This window comes from Pseudomonas sp. TNT3 (assembly GCF_010095445.2).
Lineage (GTDB): Bacteria > Pseudomonadota > Gammaproteobacteria > Pseudomonadales > Pseudomonadaceae > Aquipseudomonas.
Map to the genome: position 1 here is coordinate 19,189 of NZ_WFGV02000041.1, position 15,941 is coordinate 35,129.

The following is a 15,941-nucleotide window of genomic DNA, read 5'->3' on the forward strand; positions in this document are numbered from 1 at the left end:
TTCGGGCCGCGATCGGACGATCTTTTGATCTTAAAGCTTGAAGATCAAAAGATCGCAGCCCGCGGCAGCTCCTACAGGGGGGAACCGCGTTTGCCTTAGCGCCTCGTGATCACCACCTCGAGGTATTCACTCGGCACCACCAACGACTTCTCCCCCGCCCGATTCAGTTGGTTCAACAACTCGGTCAGGTCACTTTCCAGCGCCTTGGCACCCTCCGGCGGCAATGCGGCGAAGGCCTTGTGCACCGGGCCGTACCAGGTGCGGAAGGTGTCGATGAAATGCGCGGCCGACCGGTAGCGGAAGTTGAACGTGCGGCGCGTGACCTGGACCAGAAAGTCGCGTTCGTCGAAGTGCGAATGCAGCCACGCCTCGGTTCCCCACAGCGAAGGCGGTTGCGCGCCCGCAGGCGGTGGCATGTGCCGGCCCAGCGTCTTGAACACCTGGCCGACGAAGCCTTCGGGCGTCCAGTTGGCCAGGCCTATCCGTCCTCCGGGGCGACAGACGCGCGCCAGCTCCGAGGCTGCTTTGGCCTGGTCCGGGGTGAACATCACCCCGAAGGTCGACAGCACGGCGTCGAAGCTCTCGTCTTCAAAGGGCAACGCTTCGGCGTCGGCGACCTGGAACGTCACGTCCAGCCGCTCCGCCCTGGCCCGGTCTTCGCCGCGCTCCAACAACGCGGCCACGTAATCGGTGGAGGTGACATTGCAGCCCCGACGCGCGGCGGCCAGTGTCGCGTTACCGTTGCCCGCCGCGACATCCAGCACCCGCTCATCGCACAGCAAATCGCAGGCTTCCGCCAGTTGCTCGCCGACGATCTGCAAGGTGGTGCCGATCACGGCGTAGTCGCCACTGGCCCACGAGGCCATTTGACGGTTTTTCAAGGCAGTCAGATCAATGGGTGTACTCATGAATTGCGCTCCGATACGGGTTGAAACGCAGCGGCTTACTCAGCCGTGGTGGGATCGATGATGTTCATCACCTGGGAAATGCGATTGGCCGGAAAGCCGCTCAGCCTGGCGTGTTCCCTGATCTGCTCTTCATCCGGCGCGATGTACACGCAATAGAGCTTGTCACCAGTGACATAACTCTGCTGCCACTGCACCTGCGGCAAGTCACGCAGGGTCCTGCAGGACTTTTGCGCAGCGGCTTTCAAATCCCGTTCCGACAGTGCTCCTGCGCCTGCAATCTCCCGTTCAATAACGAATTTTGGCATGACAACCTCTCATTCTTGTTTTGGGACAGGGTCTGACGCCCTGTGTGCAAACTATCGCGCTGACGGACGGCGCCGTCCTGCCCGATCGTCGGCCAGCCTTGTCCGATCGTCCGGAGAATTCGCATTGCGCGGTGAGGGGGCCACACTTAAACCACCCTTCGTGCATGGGCGCTTTAACGAGAAACTCACCATGGACGCCCTGTCCCAGACCCTGCGCGTCGTCCGCCTGGTCGGCGCGATTTTCATCAACGCCAGGTTCACCGCGCCTTGGTGCTATCAGTCGCCGAGCGCCGATACCGCTGCGCCCTTTCTTGAACCCAGTGCCGAGCGGGTGGTGATCTTCCACCTGATCACCGAAGGCGAGTGTTACGTCGAGCTCGGTGATGACCCACCGCTGCTGCTGACCGCAGGCGACGTGGTGGTTTTCCCCCAGGGCGATGCCCATCGCATGAGCTCCCGACCAGGCCTTCCACCCGCAAGTGGTGCGCGGCTGGATGCGGTCCTGGCGCGCCGTCCGCGGCAATTGAGTTATGGCGGAGGCGGCGCCGTCACGCGTCTGGTATGTGGGTACCTGGCGTGCGATACGCGACTGGCGGGCATGCTGCTGACCGGGTTGCCGGCAGTGGTCAGGGTCAATGTGCGCGGCTCGAACGCCGGCATCTGGCTCGAATCCTCGGTTCGCTACGCGCTAGCGGAAGCCCGGTCGCCCAGGCCCGGCGGCGAAGGTGTGCTGGCGAAACTGGCCGAAGTGTTGTTCATCGAAGTGCTGCGCCTGTACATGAACGAACATGGCGAAGGCCGCACCGGATGGCTGGCGGGGGTCAGTGACCGCATCGTCGGCGCAGCCCTGAATGCCTTGCACAAACGCCCCGCAGACGCCTGGACCCTGGAAGAGCTGGCGCGCACGGCCGGCACCTCAAGGTCGGTACTGGCCGAACGTTTTCAGCTACTGGTGGGCAGCTCGCCGATGCAGTACCTGACGCAATGGCGGATGTTGTTGGCGGCCAATCTGTTGAGCCGCAGCAATACCTCGCTGGCCCGTATCGCCGAAGAGGTGGGTTATCAGACGGACACCGCCTTCAGTCGCGCCTTCAGGCGTGAGTTCGGATCGCCGCCAGCGGCGTGGCGCCGGTGCCAGGCTGCCGCGTTGCAGCAACGGCATTGAGTAACGAGAATTTCGCCAGCATTCGTGCCGAGAGTCGCTATCAACGATCTCCCGGGGATTGCCGCCAGTGGACTAATGCGCTGTGATGGGCCCACGACTCTGGAAAGGACTCACCCCATGCAACCAACCCTCGACTGGCTCATCCACCACCCGCACCACAGCGACACCTACGCCGCCTGGATCCACCAGCAGTTCCACTATGAATACGCCGAGCAGCCTCTGCCCGACTGGCAACGGGAGTTTGGCGATGGCCAAACAAACGGTGACTGGAACTGCCTGATCGCACTGGACAACGATCAGCTGCTGGGCGGCGCGGCGCTAGCTAAGGCGGATCTGGTGCACCGGCCGGAGCTCGGGCCATGGCTCGCCTGCGTTTTCGTTACGCCTGAAGCGCGCGGCCAGGGATTGGCGGAAGGTTTGATCGAGGGCATTTGTGCGCAGGCAAAGGCGAATGGCGTGACGAGGATTTATCTGCACACCCAGGACAAGCGCGACTACTACGCCAAACGCGGGTGGACGGTGCTGGAAAGCTTTGAGGCATGGGAAAAACAACAATGGCTTATGGCGCGGGAGCTGTAAACACCGAACCCTGTAGGAGCTGCCGAAGGCTCGGGCCGCGTTCGGACGATCTTTTGATCTTTTTAACCTTTACCAAAGATCAAAAGATCGCAGCCTCGTTTCACTCGGCAGCTCCTACAGGGTTGCGTATGCAGGGTTACTGGGCGGGTGCTTTTGCCTCTTGCAGCAACTGTTGAATCATCTGTTCCTGCGTCTCGTAGCGACCTTCACCAAAGTGGGTGTAACGCACCTGACCCTTGGCGTCGATCAGGTAGTGCGCCGGCCAGTACTGGTTGTCGAAGTTGCGCCAGATGGCGTAGTTGTTGTCGATCGCTACCGGGTAGGTGATGCCGAGTTTTTTTACCTGATCCCTGACATTGTCGATGATGCGTTCGAAGCCGTATTCAGGGGTGTGCACGCCGATCACCACCAGCCCCTCCTTCTCGTATTTCTTCGCCCAGTCCTTCACGTACGGCAAGGTGTGCTGGCAGTTGATGCAGTCGTAGGTCCAGAAATCCACCAGCACCACTTTGCCTTTCAAGGAGTCGGTGGTCAGTGCAGGCGAGTTGAGCCATTCCACCGCGCCGGACAGCGATGGCATGGCGCCTTTGGCGTTGTCCATGGTCGTGTCGGCCTTGACCTTGCTGACGAAGTAATCGACAACCTTTGGCACGGTTTCCATCACGCTTTTCTCGACGCTGCTGACGCCTTCGGACGAGGTGCCCGCCAGCAGTGTTTTGTCCGCGCCGGTGGAGATCACCGCGGCAGCGGCCAGCACGGCCACACCGGCACCTCGGCGTAGCCAGCCGGTGACTGGAATCGACGCTTTGAGGCGGTTAACCAGGCCGCGACCGGCGAAGATCAATGTTCCCAGCGACAAGGCGCTGCCCAAGCCGTAGGCCACCAGCAACAGACTGGTGCCGGCGTTGGCGCCTTGCAGCATGGCGCCGGTGAGAATCACGCCGAGGATCGGGCCGGCGCAGGGTGCCCACAGCAGGCCCGTCGCGACGCCGATCATGATCGAGCCCAGCGGTCCGGACATTTTTCGGGTGTTGGGGTCGAGGCGGTTACCCAGCAGCACAAATGGCCGTGCCAGCCATCCGCCGACGCGGGCGGAAATCAGCGACAGGGCGAACAGCGCCATCACCACGAGTGCCACGTGGCGACCGGTGTTGTTGGCCTGGATTACCCACTCGCTGCTGACCACCGCCAGGCTGGAGATCAGGGCGAAGGTCAGGACCATGCCGCCGAGGGTCAGCAGGATCGAGGAGCGTGTGCGTTCGACACCGGCAAACAGGAACGGCACGACCGGGAGGATGCAGGGGCTGAGGACGGTCAGAATGCCGCCCAGGAAAGCGATGAGGAACATGGGAGTCACCTTGGAACTGAGCGAGTCGGGTTAACACATTCCCCTGTGGGAGTGAGCCTGCTCGCGATTGCGCCGTGTCAGTCGACATCAACGTTGGCTGATAAGCCGCCATCGCGAGCAAGCTCGCTCCCACAGTGGTCGGTGTGGGCTGCATAAATGAGTCGGGCCTAAGCCATCTGGCTGTCCAGCAATTGCCCCTGAGGTGTCCGGCTCCCGCCGTTCTCCGCCACCATCTGGCCTTGCGGCGTACGGCTCGAACCGTCTGCGGCAACCATTTGCCCTTGCGGCGTACGGCTCGAACCGTCTGCGGCAACCATTTGCCCTTGCGGCGTACGGCTCGAACCGTCTGCGGCGACCATCTGCCCTTGCGGCGTACGGCTCGAACCGTCTGCGGCCAGCAAGGCGCTACCGCCCTTCTCGGCCACTGGCGTCAGTTGAAAGCAGGTGGCACTGCCACAGGTGTTTTGTTCAACCGACGCGTTGGCGTGAGCGGCCGCGCCGGCGACGGAAAAGGCAATTGCGGTCAAATAGCGGGTGATGTTGTTCATGGCGTTCTTCCTGTTGAAAAAGGGTAATGGGTGATCGCGAGACTCAGTTGTCTTCCTGGCAGCCGTCAGCAAATTTGCGGTAGTCCAGGACCTTGGTTTTGCCTTGGGAATCCAGGTAGGTCAGTTGGGCGTTGACGATCCCGCAGGAAGGCGTGGCGTCCTGCTTCATCGAGATCACTTTCTTGATGTCCAGGTGGGTGCCGTAGGTGTAAGTTTCAGGGGTGACATCGGCTTCGGCACGGGCCGACAGGGTGCAGATGTTCAGGGCGGCAAACAGGCAAGCGGCGTAGATGGCTTTGGTGTTCATGGCGGTTTCCTCAAGGCTTCAATGGGTCAATCGTTCTATTGAGCCGAGGCGGTTTGGTTTGCCTCGATGGAACCCATTAAAAGCCCGTGAGGTATCCCCTCTGTGTCGAAAACCGGCGTGGATTAATCCCTACGTATCTGAACCGCCTCTTGATACACAGCGATACAAACCCCCTGAAAATCGGGATTTTTACGTCCGCGTGTATCCGTCCACAGGCCGGATACACTGCAATACAAAGGGCAGAAGTCGCGCGGGCGAAGGCTCGATAGACTGCGCGACATTCCCTATTCACAGAGGCCTGGCCCCATGGAACACGTTGATCACATTCTGATCGTCGACGACGACCGCGAGATTCGCGAGCTGGTTGGCAACTACCTGAAGAAGAACGGCCTGCGCACCACCGTCGTCGCCGATGGCCGGCAGATGCGCTCGTTCCTCGAGTCCACGCCGGTGGACCTGATCGTGCTCGACATCATGATGCCGGGCGACGACGGCCTGACGCTGTGCCGCGAATTGCGCGCCGGTAAACACAAGGCCACTCCGGTGCTGATGCTCACCGCCCGCAACGATGAAACCGACCGCATCATTGGTCTGGAAATGGGCGCCGACGATTACCTGGTCAAACCGTTCGCCGCCCGTGAGTTGCTCGCGCGAATCAGCGCCGTGCTGCGCCGCACGCGAATGCTGCCGCCGAACCTGGTGGTGACTGAAAGTGGTCGCCTGCTGGCCTTCGGACGCTGGCGCCTGGACACCTCGGCCCGGCATCTGCTGGATGAGGACGGCACCATGGTCGCGCTCAGTGGCGCGGAGTACCGCTTGCTTCGGGTGTTCCTCGATCATCCCCAGCGCGTGCTCAACCGGGATCAATTGCTGAACCTGACCCAGGGCCGCGACGCCGACCTGTTCGACCGTTCCATCGACTTGCTGGTCAGCCGCTTGCGTCAGCGCCTGCTGGACGATGCCCGCGAACCGGCCTACATCAAGACCGTGCGCAGTGAAGGCTATGTGTTTTCCCTGCCGGTCGAAATCATCGGGGCGCCCGCATGAGCCTGTCGATGCGTTGGCCCCGCACCCTCGCCTCGCGACTCTCGCTGATCTTTCTGATCGGGTTGATCCTGGCGCAGGGGCTGTCTTTTGGTGTGCAGTACTACGAGCGTTATCAGACCGCGAAAACCACCATGCTCGGCAACCTGGAAACCGACGTGTCGACCTCCATCGCGATTCTCGACCGCCTGCCCGCCGACGAGCGTGCCGGCTGGTTGCAACAACTGAATCGGCGCAACTACCAGTACCTGCTTAACGAAGGCTCGACGGGCGAACCGATGCACGACTCGCCGATGGCCATGACCTCGATCAAGGAAGCCATCGGCAAGGATTATCCGATGACTTACAGCGATATTCCCGGCCCGCAAAAACACTTCCAGGTGCACCTGAAGCTGGCGGATGGCAACCCGGTGACCATTGACGTGCGACCGGCGATGGTGCCGTTGTCGCCGTGGCTGCCGATGGTGCTGACAGGCCAGCTGGCGTTGCTGATTTTGTGCACGTGGCTGGCCGTGAGGATCGCCATTCGTCCCCTCACCCGCCTCTCGGAAGCAGTGGAAACCCTCGACCCCAACGCTCGCCCGGTCCATCTGGACGAAAAAGGCCCGACCGAAGTCGCCCATGCAGCCAAGGCGTTCAACGCCATGCAGGCGCGCATCGCGGCCTATCTGAAAGAACGCATGCAGCTGCTGGCGGCCATTTCCCACGACCTGCAAACCCCGATCACGCGGATGAAATTGCGTGCCGAATTCATGGACGATTCCAGCGAGAAGGACAAGCTCTGGAACGACCTCGGCGAGATCGAGCACCTGGTGCGCGAAGGCGTCGCCTATGCGCGCAGCGTGCATGGCGCTACCGAAGAAATCTGCCGGACCAATCTGGATTCGTTCCTCGACAGCCTGGTGTTCGACTATCAGGACATGGGCAAGGACGTGTCACTGGACGGCAAAAGCGCTGCAGTGATCAACACCCGGCCCCACGCGCTGCGGCGGGTGCTGGTCAACCTGACGGACAACGCCCTGAAGTTTGCCGGTGCGGCGCAGCTGGAGGTGCAAGCGCAAGTGGATGGCAGCCTGTCGGTGAAAGTCATGGACCGGGGGCCGGGCATCGCCGAGGCAGAACTCGCCCACGTGCTGGAACCGTTCTACCGCGTGGAAAACTCGCGCAATCGCAGCACCGGTGGCACGGGCCTGGGCCTGGCGATTGCCCAGCAACTGGCGCTGGCATTGGGTGGGTCGCTGACCTTGAGTAATCGTGAAGGGGGTGGATTGTGTGCGGAGCTTCGGCTCCCGACGGGTCAGTGAACCTCACACCCCCTGTAGCAGCTGGCGAAGCCTGCGTTCGGCTGCGCAGCAGTCGTAAATCCTGTAGTCGCGGTGCTCCAGATATACCTAACACGCAATTCGACGACTGCTGCGCAGCCGAACGCAGGCTTCGCCAGCTGCTACAGGGGTTATGTGTCGCGGAGAAGGTAGGTGTCAGGTTCGGGATTGTGAGTCGCGGTGAAGGCAGGTATCAGCCCTGGGGTTTCGCGTTACGCCCGCGCACAAACTCGTTGGCCTTGTACGTCAGCTGATCCAGATGTCGATCACGCTGTTTCTCCGCGTCAACCATCGCCCGCTTGCCATGCAGTTGCAGCAGGTAGGTGTGGATCTGCCGCACCTCCAGCGAACTGTAGATCGGTCCCACATCCAGCAACCCCATCAACCCGTCACTGCTATGGTCACGGGTGTTCATCAGCACCTGGGTGCCGCGCACACCCACCACCTGAAAGCCCATGGACTCGAACCACGGCACTTTCGCCACGGCGCACGTCAGCTCGGCGTGCGGGTAACGGCCGACCATTTCGCGCAGCATCCGCCGGGCCACACCCTGGCGTCGATGGTTAGCGTGAACCGCCATGTAAGCCACGCCGCACGCCTCGGGATCGTCCTGAATCGGCAGGTACAACAGGAAACCAATGACCTGTTCCGGATCGTCCTCGTCGGTGGCAACGAGTAACTCCACCGCAATCCCCTTCGCCCCGTTCAACGCCTCCAGGTACAGATGAACCTCAAAGCCGATCGCGTACTGGTAGACGTTGTACAGCAGGTTGCTCGGGGGGATGGCGATCATGCTGATGTCGGTCAGGTTGTCGACGACCATCTGCAGGATCTGGCTGTTGAAGTGCTCGGGGCACGGGGTTTTGAAATGGGTGATCTGGGGCATTGTGGTGTTTGACTCTGGGGCGGGCGTGTTCGCTGGGGGTGCCTATCATAACGCGCTGGGCGTGGGTGGTGGGTCAGCGAGTGTTTTGCCGCCATCAGCCCCCCAGTTGATCGGGGTACATCAGCAGGAGATTAGTCGACTGTCAGGCCGCCATCGCTACCAGTGCGCCATTGATATGACGAGGTTGGCGAGACGGAAACTGCCCGGATTACGGAACAGTCCATCCAGATTGAGCTCTGCAGCAGAGCAAGCGGCAAAAAGCCTGTGATCAATGCTCCGGCGCCACGACCCGAAACTTGATATCGATGTCCTTGGACACCACGGTGTCCGCCCACTCCCCTTCGCCGATCCTGAAGTGGTCGCGCTTGAGCACAAACTCACCGTTGAACAGCCCGATGCCACTCTCGGGCTTCAGCTCAACCAACACCTGCACTTCACGGGTCATGCCCCTCAACGTCAGATTGCCTTTGACGGCATAGCGGTTATCGCCCAGGTCAGTCACCTGGGTCGACTCGAAAATGCCTTGGGGAAAGTCAGCGGTGTTGAACCAGGCAGGCTTCTGCAATTCGGTATTGGCGTCTTCACTGCCCGCGTCAATGCTGGCCATGTCGATGACCAGTTTGGTGTGCGCTGCGGCCAGGTTGGCGGTGTCGAAATCCAGGGTGGCTTCGAATTTGCCAAACGTGCCGTACACCTCGGAGCCCATCTGGTTGAACGTGAAACTGATCTGGCTCGCGGTGGGGTTTACGCGGGTGTATTCGGTGGCGCCGGCGAGCGGCGTAATGCCCAGCATCAGAGCCATTGCCCAGGCGGCGGAACGCGGGAAGCGAGAGATCATGTGATTCTCCGGCCGGGGCTCTGCTGACCGATTCAAGGCCGTGCAGATCAGCACGGCAACAGGTGGACTAAAGCAAAGAACGGCGGGTTATTCCACTCGAAGCGCAGACTTCCGACCACCTGTCGGGGGGCGTTTTGGGGGCCGCTTCGCTGCCCAGCGCGAGCAAGCTCGCTCGCCACAGATTTATCGACAAACCGGACTTACGCGTGCGGCCGCCGGCGCGAGCAAGCTCGCTCGCCACAGGTTTATCGACAGACCGGACTTACGCATGCGGCCGCCGGCGCGGGCAAGCTCGCTCGTCACAGGGTTGGTGGGAGGCCCGAACTACGCACGCGGCTGCCAGGCGCGTTGCAGCAGCCTGATCACCTCGGCATCCGGTGTCTGGGAAAAATCCATGTACCAATGGCCGATCGACGTGAACCACTCGGGGGTGATCGGGCAAATCAGTTCGTCTACTTCGCGGCGCAGCGCTTCGGCGGTCTCCACCGGCGCCACGGGCACAGCGACGACAATGCGCGACGGCGACTGCGTCCGTACCGCGTGGATCGCCGCCCTCATCGAGGCACCTGTGGCCAGGCCATCGTCGATCAGGATCACGGCTTGATCCTTGAGTTGTACGGGTGCGCGCGTTCCCCGGTAAGCCTGCTCACGACGCAGCAGCTCCCGGGTTTCCCGAGCGACCACGGCCTGGAACGCCGCCCGGTCAATCGGGTGAAACTGCAAGGCATGATCGTTGAGAATCTGAATACCGCCGCTGGCAATGGCCCCCATGGCGAGCTCTGGTTGGGACGGCACCCCGAGCTTGCGCACCAGCATCAGGTCGAGGCGAAGGTTGAGAGCCGTGGCCACCTCGTACGCAACCGGAACACCGCCTCGGGGTAAGGCGAGGACGATGACATCGGGCCTGTCCGCGTAATGGCGCAGCGGTTCTGTCAGGCGTCTGCCGGCCGCTGCCCGGTCCTGCAAAATGAGTGGCGATGAGGGACTCACTTGAACACCTCCCCAGGCGATCACGCCTGTCGGTTCACCTCATGGGGTCACGCTGGATTGTCGATCCGAAAGGAGTCGGCATCAACCTCAGCGCTACACCAACCGCTCGATCTTGCGATGCTTCCAGACGAAGGTGTAGTAGGTCGTCTGCAACGCCAGCATCCCCAGATACGCCACTGGAAACGCCATCCACACCCCTTGCAAACCGAACTGCGCATCGAGCAGATACGCCACCGGCAACTGCACCAGCAGCACGCACACAATCGAAATCGCCATCGGCACCAGCACCGTGCCGCTGGCGCGCATGATGCCGCCGATGATCGCCTGGAAGCCGAATACCAGCAGGCTCCAGAGCATGATGTGCAGCAAGTGCTCGGCCGTTACCTGGGTCGCATCTTCGGTGAGGAACAGGCCCAGCAACCAGTGCGATAACAGATAACCCAGCAGCACCAAACCACCGGTCAGGCACACGTTGATCCAAAGCCCGGTGCGCAGGATCGGCCCCAGGCGTTCAACGCGCCCTGCCCCAATGGCCTGAGCGCCGAGGATCGATGCGGTGATCGCAATCGACAAGGCTGGAAACTGCACGTAATTGACGATCTGCGTCACCGCCCCATACGCCGCCGTCGCCTGGGAACCGTGCTGATTCACCAATGCCAGAATCACCAGTTCCGACAGGGACAACACCACCATCTGCAATCCCGTTGGCAGGCCGATGCGCAGCACCTTGCCGAGAATCACCCGGTCCAGGCGCATCGCGGCAAACATCTCCCGGTCCGGGGCCAATGGATGCCCCCTGGAAACCAACCGCCACGCCAACCAGCCCATCGCCGCCAGGTTACCCGCCAACCCGGCATAGGCCGCGCTCTGAATCCCCATCGGAGGCAACCCCAACCACCCGCGAATCAGCGCCGGCGTCAGCGCCAACCCGATACAGGTCGATACCAGCAAGGCCACCAACGGCGACAACGTATCGCTCACCCCACGCAGCAACTGGGTGAACAGCACGTAGACCAACAGCGACGGCATGATCCACATCATCACGTGAGCGTAGGCCACGGCATCGTCCAGCACGTCCACCGGCGTGCCCAAACCCTGCAAGGCCGGTCGCGCAAACACACTGCCAAGCACCGCAGCGGTCAGGCCGATCATGGCACCCAGCAACAGCGTGGTGCCGGCGATGGCTTTGACCATGTGCAGCTCCCGCGCCCCCCAGGCCTGGCCGATCAGCACGCTCGCGCCGGCGCCAAGGCCGATGACCAGGGCGATGAAGAAGAAGACGATGGGAAACATGCCCGACACCGCGGCGAGCGCCTGGGTACCGAGCATTTGGCCGATGTAGATACTGTTGATCGTGCCCGACATGGATTGCAGGAAATTGGAGAGCACCATGGGGGCGAGGAAAAGGAGGTAGGTTTTCCAGAGGGGGATGGGCTGGGCGGGAGTTTGCATTGAATGGAAGTCCGGTCCGACTACGGGAGGAGATTCTAAAGTAAAGTTTCAGAAACAAGATACGCATTGAATGAATAGAGTGGCGCTGATACGAGCATTTTCGCCAGAGCCGTCGCGGCACAATTTTAGGTATCAACTCTCGCTTTATCGCGTCTACCGGATCGGGTAGCACGCTCGACTCCGGCCCGTCTTGCTAGATCGATAACATCCATTCATAAAAATACGCGATCCGAATGAGCGATTTCAACAAGCTTCAGCGGGCGAACACCTATTAAATAACGCCAAGAACAACGCTAGGTAACAACATGCACATTCATCCAAGTTCTTCAACAACCCCCCTCAGTCAGTCTGCAGCAGTTACAACTACCCCATATCGCGAACCCCCCCTCGAGCATCGAAGTGACGAACAAACATACCATCTAATTTACAAGGACATTAGCGAAAAATATTCCGCATTCAATCAACAACAAGAAATGGGTTATGGAAACAAAAAAGGCGTTACCGGCGACATCGACGGCATAACAAAGGCAGATTTGATTTCAGTACTAAAACATATTAAATCGACTCCCTTTTTGCTAGATCAATGCCGCAACAGCTCCGCCAAATCCGCTTTATTCACGAAACTTTACTTGATGTCAAACGATGATCAAGGCTGGAACTTGCGCCTACATACTTTCAGCGTAAAAGGCAGTGGTTTGGGCGGAGAAGATAGCCCTCATTATCACCGATGGACGTTGGCATCCCAAATACTGACGGGGGGCTATGTAAACGTAAATTATGAAGAGGGCAGTATCGATCAGCCTCATGAGGCGAAGAATGAATATTCAAAGTACGAATTGAGCGCCTCAAAAAACCAAAGTTCCAAAGACTCACGCACCACCAATTTTGTATCAAAATCCACTATGACGCCTACCAACAAGGAGCTGTACGTTGAAGGTGCCACCCACCACTTTCCAGTTGAACTCGCTCATAGTGTCGAAACGCATGCCGCAGTTATGGGCACTACCTTGACCCTCGCTCACACTGCAAAATCTTTAACCAATACGTCTTATGCTTTCGAAAAAAATGATGAAATAATTGAAATACCTCAAAGAAAAATAGAGAGTAATGTTGAGTTCGAAAGCATCTTACAGGAGCAGATTACGTTACTTCAGGTTTTACGCCTAAGCTCAGACCTTAATAATTTTTTACAGGAGCGGCGCGGACAAGGCGCTCCTTTGACCCCAAAGGAAGAAAACCACATAAATGACTTCATCGAACCCAACTATGTTGAGACATCGCTATTGCCGGCTCTCGCCATCTATCACCTAGAAAGTATTAACGCGGTCGACCACGACGATTTCTCAGCTGAAACTCAAATATTTTTAGATGATCATATGGGTGGGTTGGACAGAGACGCGCTGAATGACTTGATCGAAAACAACCAGGGAGACCTTTTCGCCAAGAGATTGACAATTGAGGTAAACGACCCTGAATTAGCACTGAAACTGAATGAGCACAAAAACAAAAAAATCGACATTGGCTCGTCTTTGTGACAGTGAAAGCTAAGCCATGCTTTTCTGGGCCCATAGATGTGATTTGATGGTTTTAATAGAAATGGGCACTGTAAAGGCGCCCGTTTCTGATCGGATATTTACACAGGCATCGAGCTTTTCAGGCGTTCAACGGTAGCCGACGGGGTTCGAAAGTTTTCCAGCACCAGCACGCTCCCGTTCGACAGCTGCCACTCGAAGAAATCCGAAAAATCCTCTTTCTCCAATGCGCGAATGACCTTCGCCACGAAGCCATGGGCGACCAGCACGACGGTTTCTGTGGAATGCCTGGCGGCCAGTTCAATGAGGCCGTCTCTGACGCGACTCACGACTTCGGCAATCGACTCTCCCCCCGTCGGTGCGGCATCCCACTGACGGGTGATGTTCTGCGACCACAGTTGCGGGTACTGGTCTCGGGCTTCGGTCTGGGTCAGTCCTTCGAAAATCCCAACGTTGCGTTCCGCGAAGCAGTCCAGGGTCTGCAGCGGGATGTTCAGGCCTGCGCTCAGGATCTCGGCTGTTTGTTGGGCCCTGAGACGGGGGGACACGACGATGGCATCGATGGTTTCGGGCAATTGAGTCGTGAGTGCCTGGGCTTGTTGCCGGCCCCGTTCGGTGAGTGGCGCATCGAGCGTGCCAAGGTAGCGCTTCTCGATGTTGGCCAGGGTTTCTCCGTGGCGTATGACGTGTAAATGCATGAAATCCATCTCGGGTTGTCAGGGGGTGGATGATATCAACGGAAAGCTGGGTGGTAGCTGTAACAGATCAAAAGATCGCAGCCTCGTTCCACTCGACAGCTCCTACAGGGGTGTGAGCAGTTCGGATGACCATTGCTGGCATCGATAGTCACCATCATTCCAATGAAGTTCTCATAAAAATTCCGGGGCGTAACATCGCATCCATACCAACCAATAACACCCCGGAGCACACCATCATGAAACGCCAGACCCTTCTCAGCATCGCTTTTTCGGTTTTCGCAGTTAACGCTTTTGCCGCCACTTCAACTCAGCCGGTTGTCGCTGAAGGTGGTTCGGATCGCCTGATTGAAAGTCGTGTGGCTGAAGGTGGTTCGGATCGTCTGATCGAGCGCCGCGTAGCTGAAGGTGGCTCCGATCGTTTGATCGAACGCCGCGTGGCTGAAGGTGGTTCGGATCGTCTGATCGAGCGCCGCGTAGCTGAAGGTGGCTCCGATCGTTTGATCGAACGCCGTGTAGCCGAAGGTGGTTCGGATCGTCTGATCGAGCGCCGCGTAGCTGAAGGTGGCTCCGATCGTTTGATCGAACGCCGCGTGGCTGAAGGTGGTTCGGATCGTCTGATCGAAAGCCGCGCCGTATGATGTACCGCTCTACGTCAGCACTCAACGAGAAGCCCGGCCTTATCAGCCGGGCTTTTTTGTGGGTGAAACATTCAATCGCCACTTAATGCCGCGGCCGCACCTGTGATACATAACTGTTAAGTCGTAAATTCCGCGTTTGAGAGGTTTTTGCCAAATGCTCCTCTGCCCTTCCTTTTCAACGCTTTTAACCGGTGTCGTTGCCGTTTTTTGTGTGTGTGCTGCCCACGCGAATACGCTCCCTCCAGCACCTGCCAGTTTGCAACCGCTGCTGGTGACGATGAACGAGCGGCTGAACCTCGCTGACCTCGTCGCGCTGAGCAAATGGGACACTCACCAGCCGACTCAGGACAGTGCGCGGGAGGCGCAGGTCATTGCCAACGCCAAAAAGCAGGCGACTGACCGCAAGCTGGACCCGGATGAAGTCGCGGAATTGATTGCCGCGCAGATTGAAGCCAGCAAGCTGGTTCAGTACGGGTTGCTCGCCCACTGGCAAGCAGCCGGCAAAGCGCCTGATACGCCAAGGCCCGACCTTGCCAAACAGATCAGGCCCCAACTGGATGAGTTGCAAAATAGACTATTGCAGCACTACGCGGCCTTCGCGCCTTATCGCAAAGACCCGAACTGCGCAGGTTGGCTGGCGACAGCACGGTCGGGGCTGATCAAGGATACGTTGCACGGTCAGGCGCTCATTCGCGCGACGGGGGATTTGTGTATTACGGATCAGTGATGACTTTTGCTTCCATCGTTGGGCAAATATCGACCGTTTAACCACTTCCCTGAAGTTTGCGAAGTCCCGTGGCGAGGGAGTTTACTCCCGCTGGGCTGCGCAGCAGCCCCCTGCTTTATCGGTTAAAGAGTGGGGCCGCTTCGCGACCCAGCGGGAGTAAACTCCCTCGCCACAGAGGGTTCGTCAGCTGCTCCATGAAGTGGGTTTGCTCTTCGCTCGTCAAATCACTTCCCCTGAAACGTCTGCAGGTACGCCAGCACATCCTCGACCTTTTGCGGATCGCTGAGCCCCCAGAAAATCATCCGGGTCCCCGGGACTACTTTCTTGGGGGCTTCGAGGTAGGCGGCGAGTGTTTCGGGGGTCCAGACGATGCCGGCTGATTTCATCGCGTCCGAGTACTGATAGTCCGTTGTACTGCCGGACTGGCGTCCGAAGATGTTGTTGAGCTGCGGACCAAAGGACGCTCGCGCGGACTCGCCGACCTGATGGCAGCCGCCGCATATCCGGTTAAAGAGCTTTTGCCCTGCCTCAGCATCGCCGGCCGCCTGTGCCTGCACGGTGATCAGTCCTGCGCCGAGCATCAAGGCGAGTACAGCGGTGTTCTTCATTTTCACTCCAAATCAGCCAAACATGACACTGAACCTGTGGCGAGCA

Annotated in this window: 18 protein-coding genes; 7 read left to right on the top strand and 11 right to left on the bottom strand. The window is 59.3% G+C overall.

Features of this window, described 5'->3' with window-relative positions; genetic code table 11:
- Window positions 1-95 precede the first annotated feature (95 nt).
- Both GBC55_RS21535 and GBC55_RS21540 read right to left on the bottom strand, forming a co-directional pair.
- Window positions 96-908 (bottom strand): class I SAM-dependent methyltransferase, encoded by an 813-nt coding sequence (locus tag GBC55_RS21535; RefSeq protein WP_162439518.1) that lies wholly within the window; start codon window positions 906-908, stop codon window positions 96-98.
- A gap of 35 nt (window positions 909-943) precedes the next feature.
- Window positions 944-1,213: a DUF4242 domain-containing protein gene (locus GBC55_RS21540; RefSeq protein ID WP_162439517.1), complete on the bottom strand. Its 270-nt coding sequence runs from the start codon at window positions 1,211-1,213 to the stop codon at window positions 944-946.
- Between the two features lie 190 nt (window positions 1,214-1,403).
- On the opposite strand from GBC55_RS21540, the gene GBC55_RS21545 reads away from it, so the two are divergent.
- Together GBC55_RS21545 and GBC55_RS21550 are read left to right on the top strand one after the other, a co-directional pair.
- Window positions 1,404-2,378, top strand: a complete 975-nt coding sequence (locus GBC55_RS21545) for an AraC family transcriptional regulator (RefSeq protein ID WP_162439516.1) — start codon at window positions 1,404-1,406, stop codon at window positions 2,376-2,378.
- Between the two features lie 117 nt (window positions 2,379-2,495).
- Window positions 2,496-2,957 carry a GNAT family N-acetyltransferase gene (locus GBC55_RS21550; RefSeq protein WP_162439515.1) on the top strand — a complete coding sequence of 154 codons (462 nt, stop codon included), beginning with the start codon at window positions 2,496-2,498 and terminating at the stop codon, window positions 2,955-2,957.
- A gap of 136 nt (window positions 2,958-3,093) precedes the next feature.
- On the opposite strand, the gene GBC55_RS21555 is transcribed toward GBC55_RS21550, so the two are convergent.
- From GBC55_RS21555 to GBC55_RS21565, 3 genes are all read right to left on the bottom strand, one after another.
- Window positions 3,094-4,305, bottom strand: a complete 1,212-nt coding sequence (locus tag GBC55_RS21555) for a cytochrome c biogenesis protein DipZ (protein ID WP_162439514.1) — start codon at window positions 4,303-4,305, stop codon at window positions 3,094-3,096.
- A 167-nt stretch (window positions 4,306-4,472) separates the two neighbouring features.
- A complete protein-coding gene (locus tag GBC55_RS21560) occupies window positions 4,473-4,853 on the bottom strand; it encodes a hypothetical protein (RefSeq protein WP_162439513.1) in 381 nt (126 codons plus the stop codon).
- Window positions 4,854-4,896: 43 nt separating this feature from the next.
- Entirely contained in the window at window positions 4,897-5,160 is a 264-nt protein-coding gene (locus GBC55_RS21565) for a DUF2790 domain-containing protein (RefSeq protein WP_162439512.1), read from the bottom strand.
- A gap of 306 nt (window positions 5,161-5,466) precedes the next feature.
- Here GBC55_RS21565 and GBC55_RS21570 point away from each other — a divergent pair, with 306 nt between their 5' ends.
- The gene (locus GBC55_RS21570; protein ID WP_162439511.1) at window positions 5,467-6,207 is read left to right on the top strand and encodes a response regulator; all 741 of its coding nucleotides are present in this window, start codon (window positions 5,467-5,469) and stop codon (window positions 6,205-6,207) included.
- Window positions 6,204-7,508: a HAMP domain-containing sensor histidine kinase gene (locus GBC55_RS21575; protein WP_162439510.1), complete on the top strand. Its 1,305-nt coding sequence runs from the start codon at window positions 6,204-6,206 to the stop codon at window positions 7,506-7,508. The genes GBC55_RS21570 and GBC55_RS21575 overlap by 4 nt, the downstream gene beginning before the upstream one ends.
- A gap of 211 nt (window positions 7,509-7,719) precedes the next feature.
- On the opposite strand, the gene GBC55_RS21580 is transcribed toward GBC55_RS21575, so the two are convergent.
- From GBC55_RS21580 to GBC55_RS21595, 4 genes are all read right to left on the bottom strand, one after another.
- Window positions 7,720-8,412 (bottom strand): GNAT family N-acetyltransferase, encoded by a 693-nt coding sequence (locus GBC55_RS21580; RefSeq protein WP_162439509.1) that lies wholly within the window; start codon window positions 8,410-8,412, stop codon window positions 7,720-7,722.
- A gap of 268 nt (window positions 8,413-8,680) precedes the next feature.
- Window positions 8,681-9,250, bottom strand: a complete 570-nt coding sequence (locus GBC55_RS21585; RefSeq protein ID WP_162439508.1) for a YceI family protein — start codon at window positions 9,248-9,250, stop codon at window positions 8,681-8,683.
- A 324-nt stretch (window positions 9,251-9,574) separates the two neighbouring features.
- Window positions 9,575-10,240, bottom strand: a complete 666-nt coding sequence (locus tag GBC55_RS21590; protein WP_162439507.1) for a phosphoribosyltransferase family protein — start codon at window positions 10,238-10,240, stop codon at window positions 9,575-9,577.
- 93 nt (window positions 10,241-10,333) lie between these two features.
- The gene (locus GBC55_RS21595) at window positions 10,334-11,692 is read right to left on the bottom strand and encodes an MATE family efflux transporter (RefSeq protein ID WP_162439506.1); all 1,359 of its coding nucleotides are present in this window, start codon (window positions 11,690-11,692) and stop codon (window positions 10,334-10,336) included.
- A gap of 305 nt (window positions 11,693-11,997) precedes the next feature.
- On the opposite strand from GBC55_RS21595, the gene GBC55_RS21600 reads away from it, so the two are divergent.
- Entirely contained in the window at window positions 11,998-13,227 is a 1,230-nt protein-coding gene (locus GBC55_RS21600) for a hypothetical protein (protein WP_162439505.1), read from the top strand.
- Between the two features lie 98 nt (window positions 13,228-13,325).
- Here the strand turns inward: GBC55_RS21600 and GBC55_RS21605 are convergent, their stop codons facing one another.
- Entirely contained in the window at window positions 13,326-13,922 is a 597-nt protein-coding gene (locus GBC55_RS21605; protein WP_162439504.1) for a histidine phosphatase family protein, read from the bottom strand.
- A 236-nt stretch (window positions 13,923-14,158) separates the two neighbouring features.
- On the opposite strand from GBC55_RS21605, the gene GBC55_RS21610 reads away from it, so the two are divergent.
- Both GBC55_RS21610 and GBC55_RS21615 read left to right on the top strand, forming a co-directional pair.
- Complete coding sequence (locus GBC55_RS21610) at window positions 14,159-14,560, top strand: hypothetical protein (protein ID WP_162439503.1); 402 nt, start codon at window positions 14,159-14,161, stop codon at window positions 14,558-14,560.
- A 154-nt stretch (window positions 14,561-14,714) separates the two neighbouring features.
- Complete coding sequence (locus GBC55_RS21615) at window positions 14,715-15,287, top strand: chorismate mutase (protein WP_162439502.1); 573 nt, start codon at window positions 14,715-14,717, stop codon at window positions 15,285-15,287.
- Window positions 15,288-15,511: 224 nt separating this feature from the next.
- On the opposite strand, the gene GBC55_RS21620 is transcribed toward GBC55_RS21615, so the two are convergent.
- Window positions 15,512-15,895: a cytochrome c family protein gene (locus GBC55_RS21620; protein ID WP_162439501.1), complete on the bottom strand. Its 384-nt coding sequence runs from the start codon at window positions 15,893-15,895 to the stop codon at window positions 15,512-15,514.
- Between the last annotated feature and the right edge of the window lie 46 nt (window positions 15,896-15,941).

Coding starts and splice junctions, on each gene's coding strand:
- GBC55_RS21535 (WP_162439518.1), bottom strand. CDS start 908: ATGAGTACACCCATTGATCTGACTGCCTTGAAAAACCGTCAAATGGCC.
- GBC55_RS21540 (WP_162439517.1), bottom strand. CDS start 1,213: ATGCCAAAATTCGTTATTGAACGGGAGATTGCAGGCGCAGGAGCACTG.
- GBC55_RS21545 (WP_162439516.1), top strand. CDS start 1,404: ATGGACGCCCTGTCCCAGACCCTGCGCGTCGTCCGCCTGGTCGGCGCG.
- GBC55_RS21550 (WP_162439515.1), top strand. CDS start 2,496: ATGCAACCAACCCTCGACTGGCTCATCCACCACCCGCACCACAGCGAC.
- GBC55_RS21555 (WP_162439514.1), bottom strand. CDS start 4,305: ATGTTCCTCATCGCTTTCCTGGGCGGCATTCTGACCGTCCTCAGCCCC.
- GBC55_RS21560 (WP_162439513.1), bottom strand. CDS start 4,853: ATGAACAACATCACCCGCTATTTGACCGCAATTGCCTTTTCCGTCGCC.
- GBC55_RS21565 (WP_162439512.1), bottom strand. CDS start 5,160: ATGAACACCAAAGCCATCTACGCCGCTTGCCTGTTTGCCGCCCTGAAC.
- GBC55_RS21570 (WP_162439511.1), top strand. CDS start 5,467: ATGGAACACGTTGATCACATTCTGATCGTCGACGACGACCGCGAGATT.
- GBC55_RS21575 (WP_162439510.1), top strand. CDS start 6,204: ATGAGCCTGTCGATGCGTTGGCCCCGCACCCTCGCCTCGCGACTCTCG.
- GBC55_RS21580 (WP_162439509.1), bottom strand. CDS start 8,412: ATGCCCCAGATCACCCATTTCAAAACCCCGTGCCCCGAGCACTTCAAC.
- GBC55_RS21585 (WP_162439508.1), bottom strand. CDS start 9,250: ATGATCTCTCGCTTCCCGCGTTCCGCCGCCTGGGCAATGGCTCTGATG.
- GBC55_RS21595 (WP_162439506.1), bottom strand. CDS start 11,692: ATGCAAACTCCCGCCCAGCCCATCCCCCTCTGGAAAACCTACCTCCTT.
- GBC55_RS21600 (WP_162439505.1), top strand. CDS start 11,998: ATGCACATTCATCCAAGTTCTTCAACAACCCCCCTCAGTCAGTCTGCA.
- GBC55_RS21605 (WP_162439504.1), bottom strand. CDS start 13,922: ATGCATTTACACGTCATACGCCACGGAGAAACCCTGGCCAACATCGAG.
- GBC55_RS21610 (WP_162439503.1), top strand. CDS start 14,159: ATGAAACGCCAGACCCTTCTCAGCATCGCTTTTTCGGTTTTCGCAGTT.
- GBC55_RS21615 (WP_162439502.1), top strand. CDS start 14,715: ATGCTCCTCTGCCCTTCCTTTTCAACGCTTTTAACCGGTGTCGTTGCC.
- GBC55_RS21620 (WP_162439501.1), bottom strand. CDS start 15,895: ATGAAGAACACCGCTGTACTCGCCTTGATGCTCGGCGCAGGACTGATC.